The sequence below is a fragment of the Syntrophotaleaceae bacterium genome, from assembly GCA_041390365.1.
Taxonomy (GTDB): Bacteria; Desulfobacterota; Desulfuromonadia; order Desulfuromonadales; family Syntrophotaleaceae; genus JAWKQB01.
On record JAWKQB010000001.1, the window covers coordinates 1,371,610 to 1,385,361 of the forward strand.

The following is a 13,752-nucleotide window of genomic DNA, read 5'->3' on the forward strand; positions in this document are numbered from 1 at the left end:
GAGAAGATAATCGTACTCGTACGAAGTCCCCGGGACGGTACTCGTACTCGAAAACAATTTGGAAATGAGCAAAAATCCGAGAACGAGTACGAGTACAAGTATGAGTATGATACGAAAACAAACTGTTATGAATCGAAACACTTATTTCGACAACGCCGCCACCTCCTTTCCCAAACCCCCGGCCGTCGCTGCCGCCATGACCCGCTATCTGAACGAGGTGGGTGGCCCTTACGGCCGCAGCGCCTACTCTCGGGCCCTGGAGGTTTCCAGAACGGTCGAAGGAACGCGCGACCTGCTGGCCGAACGGATGGGGGCGGGGAATGCCGAACGGCTGGTATTCACTCCCAACGCCACTTACGCCATCAACCTCGTCCTGCAGAGCGTTCTCGGGAAAGGCGGCCGGGTCCTCATCTCGCCGCTGGAACACAATGCCGTCACCCGCCCTCTGCAGGCACTCGCTTCGCGATACGGGGCCCGTTTCGAGATCATGCCTCATGGTGCCGATGGCCGGGTGGATCCCGAGCATCTTGCTTCGATTCTGACAGGGGATACGGTGCTTGTGGTGGTCAATCACCAGTCCAATGTCAACGGAGTGATCCAGCCCTTGCGGGAAATCAGGGCAAAGCTTGGGTCCGTACCTCTGCTGGTCGATGCCAGCCAGTCCTTCGGATCGATCCCGCTCTTCGCCGACGGCTGGAACCTCGACTTTGTAGCCTTCACCGGGCACAAGGCTCTTCTCGGTCCCACGGGCGTCGGCGGCCTTTTCATGCGTGATCCAGCCGGTCTGGATCCCCTGATCTACGGCGGGACAGGGAGCGCATCCGAAAGCTTTGACATGCCCGGCTTCGCTCCCGACCGTTTCGAGGCGGGAACTCCCAATATCGCCGGCATCTACGGCCTCCATGCAGCCCTTTCGGAACCGACGCCATGCCGTCATTCCCGGGAGGATTTCAGACGCTTCATCACTGATCTTCAGAGCATCCCGGCTCTCAGGGTTCTGCGCGCGAACCGGTTCGACGACCAGGGGGATGTCATCTCCCTGCTGCAGCCTGGACGCGATCCTGCCGAACTTGCCCGCAGGTTGTTCGCCGATTTCGGCATCGAGACGCGGGTCGGACTTCATTGCGCTCCCCTCGCTCATCGGACCCTGGGAACCTTTCCCACAGGGACCCTGCGCGTCGGGGTCTCCCCGTTTCATTCGACCGACGACTTTTCTTATTTCATCGAGGCGGTGCAAAAATGCCTTTGAACAACGATATACTGCTGCTCTTCACCTCTACGCGCACGGTCATCAAGGCCGAGGAGTGCCTGCGGAACAACGGTATCGACTGCAAGGTGGTACCGGTGCCCAAGGACATCTCCTCCGAGTGCGGCATGGCCATCTCCCTGCCCGAGGCCGTAGGCAGGCGTGCTGAAACACTGCTGGCGCAAAACGGTTTGGAAGCGCGGGTTCACGCGCCTGCCGGAAGCCGCCCCCTTTTCGATCTGCTGAGCACCGTCGAACAGGGTGGCTGCTCAGCCAAACTTCCGCCGCACATCCTGTTCGATGCCATCGGCCGACTGTCGGCCAACACCGATCCCAACCTGCTGGTGGGGATCGGCACCGGCGATGACGCCGGCGTTTACCGGTTGACGGACGAAATCGCCATCATCGAAACCACCGACTTTTTCCCGCCGATCTGCTCGGACCCCTTCGATTTCGGCCAGATCGCTGCGGCCAACGCCCTCAGCGACGTCTACGCTATGGGCGGAAAAGTTTTGACCGCCATGAACCTCGTCATGTTTCCCGCCGAAGGCATACCCTTCGAAGTGCTGCACGAGATCATCCGCGGCGGTCAGGAGAAAATCAACGAGGCCGGCGGCACGCTGGTGGGCGGCCACAGCATAGCCGACACTCCTCCCAAATACGGCCTGGCGGTGACGGGCATCGTCCATCCCCAACGCCTGATCGATAACGCCAAGGCAGAACCGGGCCAGACCCTCATTCTCACCAAGGCGATCGGCACCGGAATTCTGGTGGCAGGCAGACGGCTGGACCAGGCAACCGACGCCGACTACGGCCGGGCACTCGATTCCATGAAACAGCTCAACCGCATTGCCGCGGAAATCATGCAGGAGTTCGAGATTCGCGCCGCGACGGACGTTACCGGTTTCGGGCTTTTGGGGCATGCCCTCAACATTGCAAAGGCGAGCGGCATCTGCATCGAGATCGATACGGAGAAAATCCCCACTTTGCCTGGGGCCCTCGAACTTCTCGAGACCGGCTGTATCCCCGGTGCCTGTTTTCGCAACCTGACCCATATCGAGGCTTTCACCGAATTCGCCCCTGGCCTCCCCTATTCACGCAAAATGCTTGCCCTCGACCCACAGACCTCCGGCGGCATCCTGCTTTGCGCCCCCACCGATAAAGCAGACGATATTCTGGCCGCCCTCCTGGCGCGAGGCTGCCCGGCCTCGGCCATCATTGGCAGGACGACCGTGCTGGGGACAAAACATCTGGTGGTCAAATAAAGAGGCGCAAAGCTCGACCCCGATACCGATTCTCATACAGGTGAAACATGGAAATACTGGACCTTCGCGGCGTCGCCTGCCCGATGAATTTCATAAAGATCAAGCTGGCTCTGGAAATGCTCGATGACGGGGAGACGGTGGAAATCCTGCTGGATGACGGCGAACCGGTCAAAAACGTTCCCCAAAGCCTGAAGGCCGAAGGTCATCGGCTGCTGGGCCTGAATAGGAAGGACGACCATTACGTCCTGACCGTGGAAAACAATCCCCGCCCCGAAGCTGGCGAAGGATCAATCCGGAACTACAACTCGACGAAAATCACCAGGGAGGGCGCAGAGCCGGCCACGGATCCGGTCATGGTGGAAGAAACCGTGGACCTGATCGTCAACGGTACCAGACTGGCATCCATAGTCACCACCCCCGATCTTCACCGGGAGTTGGCGGTCGGATACCTGGTCACGGAAGGTGCCGTAAAGAACGGACAAGGTATTCAGAGCATCGAGGAAAAGGCAAATTGTGTGCTCCTGGAGATCCGCTCCTTCGAGCATTTCGACCACTGGCATGAATTAAGGTCTTCCGGCTGGGAAATAAACTGGGACAGACCGGACGAGGACGTGACCGTCCCCCTCCAGCAGACATTCCGCATCGAGGTCCTTCTGGACAGCATGCGACACCTCTACGACGTAACCCAGGACAAAACCGGCGGCGCACACACCGCAAGCCTGGTTGCGGCAGACGGCACGCTCAAGTACAAGGCCGTTGACATCGGACGCCACAACGCCATTGACAAGGTGGTGGGAATGGCGGTCCTCAATGGCGATGACCTCTCCCAAATGTTCCTGGTCTCCTCGGGTCGGCAGCCGGCCGGCATGGTCATGAAGGCCGCCCGGGCAGGACTCCCTCTCATCATATCCAAATCGGCACCGATCAGTTCTGGCATCGATGCCGCCCGCAGGTCCAATGTCACCCTATGCTGCTACGCAACCTTTGAGAAAACCAAAGTTTTTTCCGTTCCGGAAAGGATATCGTTCGATTCTGTCAAAGATTCCTTTGAGTCATAGACGATTCTGATTTTTTACGAGATTATGGACTTCAGTAGGATGGTGAAAAACTATGAAAGGCCCAACCGATTCTCGTGTTGGGCCTTTCGTTTTCTGGAATGTTGGAATTATTCGGATTCCATGTCGGTACTCCAGACTTCCCACACCCTTCCCACGAGATCCGGTCCCAGTTTGAGGGTCAGTTTTCCAGGTTTCCAACCCGAGGGGGTCGCTTCGGCCCCATCGGTCGCCCTGATGAGCTGGAAGGCCTGGATCTGACGCAGCGTCTCGGCGACATTTCGGCCTACTGGAGGACTGAGGACTTCGTAGGCCTGGATAACACCATCCGGATCGATGATGAATCTGCCGCGATTTTCAACCCCGGCCTCCTCGTCATAGGCCCCGAAAGCGGTTCCCACCTTTCCGCCTGCGTCGGAGAGCATGGGGAAAGGAACTCCACCTTCCACCATTTTCGAAATCTCGTTGTCGTTCCACATTTTGTGAACAAAGACACTGTCGATACTCATCGTCAGCACTTCGACCCCGAGTTCCTGAAACTTTTTGTAATTAGCGGCGACCGCCGCAATTTCGGTCGCTCAGACAAAGGTGAAATCGCCTGGATACAGGCACAGAACGACCCATTTCCCGAGATAATCCGAGAGTCTGACAGCCGTGAAATCCCCTTTGTGATAAGCCGGTGCGGTAAAATCAGGGGCTTCCTTTCCAAGCCGTAGCATATTCACCTCCTTTTTGGGTTCCATTGCCTGCTGGATTTCACCTTGCTGCCCAGCCGCTTCCGACGGCCCCACCAGGCCACCGGTCGGTCGGGCACATCCCACCTTGGGCTTTTTGCTCATCGCCTGCCTCCTTTCCTGTTTTTTGCCCGGGTTTGCAGCCCACCCACTATTTCTCCCGTCCCTTTTCAGGAACTGCTTCAACCCAGGCGCAGCATTTTTGAACCTCGGGATCCGTTTCGGCCCCCCCGATTCCCCTCGTGATCAGCCCGATTACTCTTGAATCATTATCATAGTCGATATGGGCCGAAACAGGATTCGCCAATTCTCCCAGACCGAAAAGATTGTTCACCGGCGCCACATTGAGGACAACATTTGTCAACGTCGGGCAAAGGCGGGAGTCCAGGTGCTCGTCAAGAAACCTTGGTGGAAGGGCATAGCTGAAAAGGTCATTGGGGTCGCTGAAAGCAATGATTTTGAGTTCACCGAAAAGGCGTTCACCGGAGAGAGGCCCCGAGGATGAGCAGATTTCCTCTATTTTTCCTGTAACCTCGGGTTTGGGTCTGCCCATTTGCAAGAGGGGAAGCTGATTGGAAAGCATGAAAACGGTAAATTCCTTCTGCTTCAACGCTTCGGCGCAACCGCTCAGTCTCGGATCCGAGCGCACCATGGTGGCGAGGCGCTGCATGGTATCGATTGTAATCCGGCTCCCTAAGCTGTGAGTTATAAATACGATCCTGTCATCGATGTTCTCGAGGATATTTTCCTTTTGCGGATCACAATAGGAGCCGTCGGCAGACGGAAAGTCTTCCCATTCCCTGGTCATCATCCAGCAGAGGGACTGAGCCACGGCCAGGTGAATCAATTCATGCGAGGTCCCGTTATACATCAGGACATCAGGAATGGTGCCGTTGACGAATTCTTTCAGAAGCCGGTTAATGGTCGCGCGACGGTAAGCATACTCTTCGGAACTGTCAAACCTGAGAGTCTCCTTTTCAGATTCTACAATGGAGTCCCAGGTGAGTTCGTAAAAGATCATATTCCGTGTGCCTGCGCTGTCGAAAAATCGACAGGCCCGAAGATTTCCGATTCTTTTATCCGGGTGAAACGGGGATGATAGAGGCAGTTCCTTGTGATGTTCCTGGACTCTGTCGAGGGAAAGAGCCTGAGCCAGATTTTCAGCCATGCGTGCTGCATAGCCCGGGTAATGGGAGCCCATGCCGTGAACCATGAGCACTTTCAAGTCTGGAGGTGCCTCCTTTTCCTGGTCTTCGTCCAGAAAGGTCGCCAGACCCGCGAAAGGCCGTCCCCTGACATGGCACTGCCGGCTATCTGCCGGGCTTGTCTGCTTACTCTCCAGAATGGCCTGTGTTACACCTTTTGCAACCCCGGAACAACCGCTGAGTGCGGCAGCGACGAAAAAAATCAGCAGGCTATGGAAAATAACCATTCCAATTTTTCTTTCCATAACGCCGCTTTTTTTTGACATGTGCATCTCCTCCAAGGTCGATTTGAATTTCATAGGTCCAAGAGGAAAGATCTAATAATAATTACTATTACTTTAAAATACACAAAGTCAAGACACCTCCTGGCTGATTTCTCATTTTTCCCTTCATTATGGAAAACGCCCGCCAAGGTTACCGGGCGGGCGTTTTCTATCCGAAGCAGATAGCGGTCTTTTTGATTTTATTGGTGCGAAGGCGAGACTTGTGACCTATTATCAAACCACGGCATCCCATCACGGTAGTTCGAATCGCAGAAAGGTTTCCTCCATTATTCCAATCCCTGATGGCCATACTCTTCAAAAATGGTCCCGTTTAGGGAAAACTTTTCCCGAAGGTCGGGAAAAGGCAAAGGCTTGCTGAAGAGAAACCCCTGGGCCAGTTCGCACCCCTGCTCTATCAGAAAATTCAGCTGCTGGCCGGTCTCCACTCCTTCCGCAACAGCCTGAATACCCAGATTTCTCGCCATTTGAATGATGGTGACTACCAGGCTGGCATCCTGCTGGTTATGACAGGCATGTTCCATGAAGGACCGATCGATCTTCAGTTTATCGATGCGGAAACGTTTGAGGATGCTGAGGCTTGAATACCCGGTACCGAAATCATCCAGAACGAGACCGACTCCTAAATCCTTGAGCCGGTTCATGGTCATCTCGACAGTGGTTGAATCTTCAAGAAAAATGTTTTCCGTCACTTCCAGTTCCAGCTTTTCCGATGGAAGGGAAAAATCGGCCAGGATTTTTTCGACCAGAGGGGCAAAATCCTTTTCGAACAGCTGACGGGCGGAGACGTTGACGGAGACGGGAAGAACCGGAAGTCCCATTTTGCGCAATTCCGCCATGCTCCGGCAGGCGGAATAGAGAACCCACTGACCGAGGGACACAATCAGATTGGATTCCTCGGCTATGGGGATGAATTGCCCGGGCGGGATCATCCCCTTTTGCGGATGCCGCCAACGCACCAGGGCTTCCATGCCGGCAATGCGCTTCTCGGGGAGCTGAATGATCGGTTGAAAATACAACTCAAGCTGGTCCTCGAGCAACGCCTGGCGCAAATCTTTTTCTATGGATAAACGGTGCTGCAGGCGTCGATTGATCTCCTCTCGATAGAACTGGACATTGTTGCGGCCGGACTCCTTGGCAAAATACATTGCGGAATCAGCATGTTCGAACAGAGTGGAAAAATTCTGGCCATCCTCGGGGAACATTGCGATGCCCATACTTGCGGTGACGGCGTGGAGGGTGCCTTCGAGCAGGAATGGCTGCTCGAAGCAGAGCAGGATTTTCTGCATCAGAGTAGTGACCGACCCGCTTTCCTTCAGGTTCGAAAAAAGGATGACAAATTCATCGCCGCCGATCCGGCCGACCGTGTCGCTGGCTCGAACAGCTGTCTTCAGGCGATTGGCCACTTCACACAGCAGTTGATCACCCATGGGATGCCCGTGGCTGTCGTTGATGGCCTTAAAACCATCCAGATCGAGTACGCATAGAGCCATCCCGGTCCCGGTCCTCAAGCCATGCCTGGCTGCGTGTTCAAACCGTTCGGCAAACAGGGCTCGATTGGCCAGCCCGGTCAACTGATCATGATGGGCCAGGAAAGCGATTCTTTCCCGATCCTGCTTCTGCTCTGTGATGAAACGGGCCTGCTGAACATTCTGATAGGCGGAATAGGATAACTGGTTGGCCAGCGTAAACAGGGTTTGGGCGATCTGTTCGAACTGGCGGAAGGGTATCACCGGGATTTCCCGGAAAGCCTCGACCACGGATTCCTTATCCACCTCCATCTTGCAGGCATTAACCCGCAGTTGGTCCTCATCGACTTCTCCGTCGTTGACCTGGCCAACGACCCAGGTGGCGATGTGGTAGCCGCCGACAAGAAGGGGAGCTCCGGCATTCCAGAGGTTCGCCGTAAAACACTTCGCAATGGTAGGCCCCTGCTGACCGGCCTGACCCAGTAAACCTCTGGACCGGTAACATTGCTCCTGGGACTTTTCCGACTGGCAGGCGATATCCTGGCAGAACCGGCGAAAATTGCTCGGCCGGGTGACAGGCAGACCATCCGGGGTGACGATGACCGAAGCGACCCCCGTAGCGAGAGAAAAATCGTCCTGCAGGCGCTGCAAATTCCGGAGATCAAAGAGTTCTTCGAGGGTGAGGTCGGTGGCGTCCTCCAGGGGTCGGGTCAGAGCCAGGATCCGCTTTTCCAGGGCTTCCTCGAACTTTTTCTTCTCCGTTATGTCGTGAACGATGGAGTAGAGCAGTTGCCTCCCGGCCACCTTGACAGGGCCGCTGAAAACCTCAACGTCCCGGAGCGAACCGTCGGCCCTCCTGTGCTGGAAAACGAAATACCCGGCTACCAGGCTTTGCGTCCGCGAGATCTCCGCCTGCAATTCCTTTTCGCTATGGGAATTGATGTGCTGGATGTTTTTTCGGCAGAATTCTTCCCGAGTCCAACCGTACCAGGCCTCCGCAGCCGGATTGCAATCGACCACCGCCCCTGTATCCGGATCGATGATCAGCATGACCGCATGATTGTTCTGAAAAAGACTGCGATAACGGGACTCGCTTTCGATCAAACCTTTTTCAGCCACCTTGCGGTCATTGATGTCGATGATGATGCCTTCCAGCGCCTCAACCTCCCCCGCCTCGGAAAAAACTCCGGCCCCCTGCTCCCAGACCCAGTGCACCTCCCCGCCCCTGGTCACTATCCGGTATTCCACCTGGAAGGCAACTTTCTTCTTCAGCGCCGCCTGCACCTCCTGCCAGACCAGGTTTCTGTCTTCGGGATGAATGATTGCGGCGTAATTCTCTTTGAGCTCTTCGGGGCCATAGCCGGTCAGAGCCTCGCTGCCGCTGAGAAATTCCATGGCCCAGTCGGGTCCGTTTTTGGAACGGTAAGCCATGCCGGGCAGGTTTCCTATGAGACTGGAGAGTTTTCGCTCACTCTCCCGCAAAGCCTCTTCGGCCCGCTTCTTGTCGGTAATGTCGAGGGCGGTAAAAGTAACACCTTGTGAAAGATCGGCCGGGTTCAAAGGAGTCGAGCTCAGCAGGATCTCCCGAATGCTTCCATCCTTCATTTGCCAGCGGGTTTCCACCATCCCGGTCCCCCGTGCTTTGATCTGGGAATATTTATCACTGCCCACCCTTTCAAAATCCTCGCTGGTCGGATACAACATCCGCGCGGACCTGCCGACCAGTTCTTCCATTTGATACCCGGTCATTTCGCAGATCCGCTGGTTGACCTCAAGCAGAACCCTGTCAACCACGACTCCGATTCCTATCGGAGCCACCCTGAAAATGCTCTTGATCCGCTCTTCGCTCCTGCGAAGAACCTCTTCAGCCCGCTTGCGATCGGTGATCTCGAGATGAGTTCCGGCCATCCGCCGGGGCTGGCCGTCTTCGGTCCAAACCGTCACCTTCCCGCGATCCAGCACCCAGATCCATCGGCCGCCCTTGTGCCGCATGCGGAATTCACATTCATAATAATCGGTCTCTCCGCGGAAGTGACGTTGCAGGGCCTCGTCGACTCGAATGCGATCGTCGGGATGGAGCAATTTTTCGAAAGTATTAAAACTGACAGGGGAAATTTCGTCCAGGGTATATCCGGCCATCTCGGCCCAACGCTCGTTGAAGATTGTTTCGCCGGTAGTCACGTCCCATTCCCAGGTGCCGACCCCGGTCCCCCAAACGACACTGGCCAGGCGTTCCCGTTCTTCCTGGAGTTGCAGATGATGCAAAAACTCCCTGGTGCAGTCGCGAAAAACCAGAACAGTGCCGATGGCCGCACCGGAGACATCCCGAATTGGAGCGCAGCTGTCGTGAATGTGAACCTCCCTGCCGCTTCGCGCGACAAGCAAGGTCCGTTCACCCAGATCGACGGTGCCGTCTTCTTGCAGGGCCCGCTCAACAGGGCTGGCCAAGGGGGAGCGTGTCTGGAAATCAACGATGCTGAAAACCTTTTCAATGGGGAGACCTACCGCCTCCCGGCTGCTCCAGCCGGTCAGGACCTCGGCAACCCGGTTGAGGCTGACGATACGCCCGGCGGCATCGGTACTGATGACACCGTCTCCGATGGAAGCGAGGGTCGCTGAAAGCCGCTCTTCGCTCTGCCGCAGGATTTGTTCGACCTTCTGCTGGGCTTTCAATGCAAGCCGGACCAGGAAAAAAAGGAGGATGGCCGTAACGAGTATGAAAAGCCATCCCTTCCAGGTCTGCAGATGGGCCAGCTCATCGGGGTTTGTGGCAAAAAGAAGGATGATCTGATCGGAAAAGAGGATCCAGATGAAGCCGAAAAGGGCATAAATACCAGCAACCCTGAAGGCTTTTATTCTTATTGTGCGGTTAGGATCAGAAACTTCAACCTCTGGCCCCATGCATATCTCCACCGTGTTGCGACTTCAATGCCGCGTCTTAGCGAAACCAACTGAAATGTGCAGCAGGAAATTTAACCCGACAGCCAGCAGAGGTCAAAGGATTTCGGGCAGGCAAAACCGGGAGTCGCATCCGCTCGGATGAAAAGGAAAAGTCGGATGCGACTCCGGTTTGCCGCTAAACGTACTATTATTTTTCTACGGGAATGGCGCTGGCCTGAAATCCGTACTCCTTGAGGATGGTCTGACCTTCGGGCGACAGAATGAACATGGCGAGCCGGTAGGCCTCCTCGGGAGCCCCATTACGAACCAGAAGGCCGTAATCGGCGCCGACAGAGAGATTTTCCGGCACCGGAACGATGTTGAGTTCGGAAACATCTTTTTTCGCCAGAACAGCATTGGTGCAATAAGTCAGGAAAACGTCCGCTTTCTTTTCACTCATCACCCAGCCGTACTGGTTGCGACCTTCAGGGGCCTTGGCGCTTTCCGGCCCACCGGTCAATTGCAGAGCTTTTTCCGAAAGGGTTTTGAAGCTGCTCTGTTTAATCTTGTCGGCTTTTTCGAAGAGCTCCCAGGCGTAATCGCCGCTCGGATCCGCCTTGGGGGTCGACGTTCCCACCTTGATTTTCTTGTCGAGCAGAGTGTCGAGAAGATTTTCGCTGGTGACCTTCACATCGGGTTGTGCCAGGGCGCAGAGCTGATTGCGGGTGAACAGCACAACCGGCTGACCCCACCCGGCATCTGCCAGTTTTTGCGGATGTCCCATGTCGGCACTGGCAAAAACATCGACCTTTGCCCCTCCTTCTATCTCTTTCCGCAGAAGGCCGCTGGGGGCGAATTTCGTGCTGACTTCCGTCTGGTGGCCCTTTTCAAAGGCTGCAACGACATCACCCAGGGCTGCCTTCAGGCTCCCGGCAGCATACAGCTGCAGCGATTCGGCCGAAACCGACAACGGTATCGACAGGACCAGGATTGCGACAAATACCAAAAGTCTGCGAAAGCTTTTCATAACCATCTCCTTTTTCCGGGACCAAAATAAATCCAAAAAGCCAACCTTTTCGGAATATAGAAAACTATATAACGTATCCGGAAAAAGTCCAATGATAACAGCTTATTGGAAATGATTTTTCTGTCTCACTTCGGTCGCACCCGTATGGCTCATGCCTCAATGGTATTGCCAACGAATTTGACAATGGTGTCGGAGATTCGGGTGACCTGTTCCAGATAGTGTGAGACGACAAGAATGGTGAGGCGTTCCTTGAGCCGTGTCAGCAACTCTTCGATGGCGGCGGTGGAGGCCTGGTCCAGAGAGGAGGTCGGCTCGTCCAGGAGGAGCACTTCCGGCTCCAGGACCAGCGCCCGCGCGATGCAGAGCCTCTGCTGCTGGCCTCCGGACAGGGTACGGGCGTCATCGTTCAGGCGATCCTTCACTTCATCCCACAAATTCGCCATTTGCAGAATCTGCTCGATCTTGTCTGCGATGCTTCTGCGGTCCCTCTCACCGGCAAGCTTGAGAGGAAAAGCGACATTTCTGCTGATGCTCATGGGAAGGGGATTGGGCGCCTGAAATACCATCGCCACTTTTTTTCTCAACTCGGTCACAGGCAGGCCCCCGGCATAGATGTCCCGAACCTCTCCGCCGAGCTCAATCTCCACCCTGCCCCTCATCTCGGCCTGCGGAATATTTTCCCAAAGACGATTGAGGGTCATGAGAAAAGTGGACTTGCCCACTCCGGAAGGTCCGGTCAGGGCGGTAATCCTGTTTTCGGCGAATTCGACGGAAACATCCTGCAGAACGGTTCGGCCCCGATAGCCAAAAAACAGATTGTTTACGATTATCTTCTTGTCATCAGTCATGGCAAAGTTCACGGTCGGTAGAATGCGAAATAGTTCAACCCTTTCCGGATGGCGAACGCCACCGAAAAAAGGCCGGTGCACAGGAGCAGAAGAACGATTGCCGCGCCATACCCCTTCATCAGTTCCTGGGGATCGGCATATTGGGAGGAGATGTAATAGATATAGAACGGCAGCGCTTCATATTGGGAAAAAAGCGATTTCGGCAATCCGGCGGATGCCACCGCCCCGGTCAGCATGATGACCGCCGTATCCTCGGCGCAACGGCCGATGGCCAGGATGATCCCGCTCATGATTCCTGAAAGGGACTTCGGTATCAGAACCAGGACGATATTCTGGTATCTGCTGGCTCCCAGTGCGAGACCGGTCAGACGCCCTTCGAGAGGAATTCCCTCAAGAGCGGCCTGGGTGGTGCGGATGATGTAAGGCAGGACAAGAACGGAAAGGGCCACGCTGGATATGAGCAGGCAGGGACCGAACCGGTCCGAAAAATGCCGGTGCAGAAAAACCGCGAAGGCAAACCCGAACAGGCCGACCACTATGGACGGGATTCCGGACAAAACATCAAAGAAGGCATCGAGCACCTTTTTCGCCCGAGCTCCGGCATACTCGGCAAGATAGATGCCTGCCGCGATGCCGACCGGTATGGCCCAGATAACGGAGAGGATGACCAGGGCCAGGGTTCCGGCAATGGCCGGAAAAATACCATCGAACACCCTTTCCCGCAAAAGGATCGCCCGCAGAGGTGAAGTTTCGCCGAAGATCAGGGAGAGATCGACGGAATGAAATCCTTTGGCGAACAGGTACCCGAGAAACAGGGCAACAGAGGCTAACAGAGTCAGCCCCGCCATCCAGGAAAAAATGATCACAAGACTTTCGAAGCCCCGCAATTTCATCCTTTCCTCCCTTCCCTCTGTCCGAGACAGCGAGCGATGAGAGTCAGGCCCATGGTGAACAGGTAAAGCACCAGTCCGCAGGTAAAAATCGATCTGAACTCGAAGCTTTCGTAATCGGCGGCAATCACCAGAGCGATATGGGCGGTCAGGGTTCTGGCCGGCTCCAGGACCGATTCCGGAACCCGGATGGCGTTGCCGGCCAGCATCAGCGCGATCAGGGTATCGCCCACGGCCCGCCCCATGGCCAGGATGAACCCGTTCAACATCCCTTTTTTGGCGGTCGGAAGGACGACGTAGAGCAGTTTCTGCACGGGGGTCGCACCGAGGGCATCGGCCGCATCGAGGTAGGACCGGGGAATACGGTCAAAGCTGTCGCAGAAAAACAGGGTCATGGTGGGGGAGATCATCAAGCCGAGCACCAGAGAGGCCGTCAGAATGCACAACCCGGATCCGCCTTGGAAAAGTTCACGGACAATCGGAACGAGCAGAAAAATGCTCACGAAACCGTAGATGACGGTCGGCATTCCCGTCATCAATTCGATCAGGCGGCGAAACCCCCTGCTTACGGTTTTCGGCGCAATCGATCCGATCAGAAAGGAGCAGCCAAGACTCAAGGGCAAGGCGAAGATCAGGCCGAGCAGGGAGATGGCGCCGGTGCCGACGATCATCGGATAGATTCCGAAGGATCCCTGATACGGCGCCCAAGGTTTGGCCAGCAACTGAAAAAAGCCTCCGCCCTTTATCAGGGGAAGGCCCATGAACACCATGAAAACCAGGATGGCGACCGTCAGCAAAGAACCTGTAATCGCGGAGAGGAAAAAAATCCTCTCCGCGAACATCTCACCCAGT

The 13,752-nt window shown here is 55.7% G+C and carries 10 protein-coding genes; 3 read left to right on the forward strand and 7 right to left on the reverse strand.

From position 1 onward, the window contains the following. Window positions 1-127 precede the first annotated feature (127 nt). The 3 genes from R2940_06360 to fdhD are packed head-to-tail and all read left to right on the forward strand — an operon-like array spanning window position 128 to window position 3,569. A complete protein-coding gene (locus R2940_06360) occupies window positions 128-1,249 on the forward strand; it encodes an aminotransferase class V-fold PLP-dependent enzyme (GenBank protein ID MEZ4599394.1) in 1,122 nt (373 codons plus the stop codon). Continuing rightward, on the forward strand, window positions 1,240-2,511 hold the full coding sequence (gene selD / locus R2940_06365; GenBank protein MEZ4599395.1) for a selenide, water dikinase SelD: 1,272 nt from the start codon (window positions 1,240-1,242) through the stop codon (window positions 2,509-2,511). The genes R2940_06360 and selD overlap by 10 nt, the downstream gene beginning before the upstream one ends. 47 nt (window positions 2,512-2,558) lie before the next feature. Further along, a complete protein-coding gene (gene fdhD / locus R2940_06370; GenBank protein ID MEZ4599396.1) occupies window positions 2,559-3,569 on the forward strand; it encodes a formate dehydrogenase accessory sulfurtransferase FdhD in 1,011 nt (336 codons plus the stop codon). 107 nt (window positions 3,570-3,676) lie between these two features. On the opposite strand, the gene prxU is transcribed toward fdhD, so the two are convergent. The 7 genes from prxU to pstC form a co-directional block, all read right to left on the reverse strand. Further along, a complete protein-coding gene (gene prxU / locus R2940_06375) occupies window positions 3,677-4,405 on the reverse strand; it encodes a thioredoxin-dependent peroxiredoxin (protein MEZ4599397.1) in 729 nt (242 codons plus the stop codon). Between the two features lie 46 nt (window positions 4,406-4,451). Then, window positions 4,452-5,771: a hypothetical protein gene (locus tag R2940_06380; GenBank protein ID MEZ4599398.1), complete on the reverse strand. Its 1,320-nt coding sequence runs from the start codon at window positions 5,769-5,771 to the stop codon at window positions 4,452-4,454. 284 nt (window positions 5,772-6,055) lie between these two features. Beyond that, window positions 6,056-10,156: a PAS domain S-box protein gene (locus tag R2940_06385; GenBank protein MEZ4599399.1), complete on the reverse strand. Its 4,101-nt coding sequence runs from the start codon at window positions 10,154-10,156 to the stop codon at window positions 6,056-6,058. Window positions 10,157-10,343: 187 nt separating this feature from the next. Continuing rightward, the gene (locus R2940_06390) at window positions 10,344-11,162 is read right to left on the reverse strand and encodes a molybdate ABC transporter substrate-binding protein (protein MEZ4599400.1); all 819 of its coding nucleotides are present in this window, start codon (window positions 11,160-11,162) and stop codon (window positions 10,344-10,346) included. Between the two features lie 149 nt (window positions 11,163-11,311). Then, window positions 11,312-12,010 carry an ATP-binding cassette domain-containing protein gene (locus tag R2940_06395; GenBank protein ID MEZ4599401.1) on the reverse strand — a complete coding sequence of 233 codons (699 nt, stop codon included), beginning with the start codon at window positions 12,008-12,010 and terminating at the stop codon, window positions 11,312-11,314. 8 nt (window positions 12,011-12,018) lie between these two features. Continuing rightward, window positions 12,019-12,903 (reverse strand): phosphate ABC transporter permease PstA, encoded by an 885-nt coding sequence (gene pstA, locus R2940_06400; protein MEZ4599402.1) that lies wholly within the window; start codon window positions 12,901-12,903, stop codon window positions 12,019-12,021. Further along, entirely contained in the window at window positions 12,900-13,742 is an 843-nt protein-coding gene (gene pstC, locus R2940_06405) for a phosphate ABC transporter permease subunit PstC (GenBank protein ID MEZ4599403.1), read from the reverse strand. The genes pstA and pstC overlap by 4 nt, the downstream gene beginning before the upstream one ends. Window positions 13,743-13,752 lie beyond the last annotated feature (10 nt).

Excerpts from the sequence above, each read along its gene's own strand:
- R2940_06390 (MEZ4599400.1), bottom strand. The coding sequence starts at position 11,162 with ATGAAAAGCTTTCGCAGACTTTTGGTATTTGTCGCAATCCTGGTCCTG.
- fdhD (MEZ4599396.1), top strand. The coding sequence starts at position 2,559 with ATGGAAATACTGGACCTTCGCGGCGTCGCCTGCCCGATGAATTTCATA.
- R2940_06380 (MEZ4599398.1), bottom strand. The coding sequence starts at position 5,771 with ATGTCAAAAAAAAGCGGCGTTATGGAAAGAAAAATTGGAATGGTTATT.
- pstA (MEZ4599402.1), bottom strand. The coding sequence starts at position 12,903 with ATGAAATTGCGGGGCTTCGAAAGTCTTGTGATCATTTTTTCCTGGATG.
- pstC (MEZ4599403.1), bottom strand. The coding sequence starts at position 13,742 with ATGTTCGCGGAGAGGATTTTTTTCCTCTCCGCGATTACAGGTTCTTTG.
- R2940_06385 (MEZ4599399.1), bottom strand. The coding sequence starts at position 10,156 with ATGGGGCCAGAGGTTGAAGTTTCTGATCCTAACCGCACAATAAGAATA.
- R2940_06395 (MEZ4599401.1), bottom strand. The coding sequence starts at position 12,010 with ATGACTGATGACAAGAAGATAATCGTAAACAATCTGTTTTTTGGCTAT.
- R2940_06360 (MEZ4599394.1), top strand. The coding sequence starts at position 128 with ATGAATCGAAACACTTATTTCGACAACGCCGCCACCTCCTTTCCCAAA.
- selD (MEZ4599395.1), top strand. The coding sequence starts at position 1,240 with ATGCCTTTGAACAACGATATACTGCTGCTCTTCACCTCTACGCGCACG.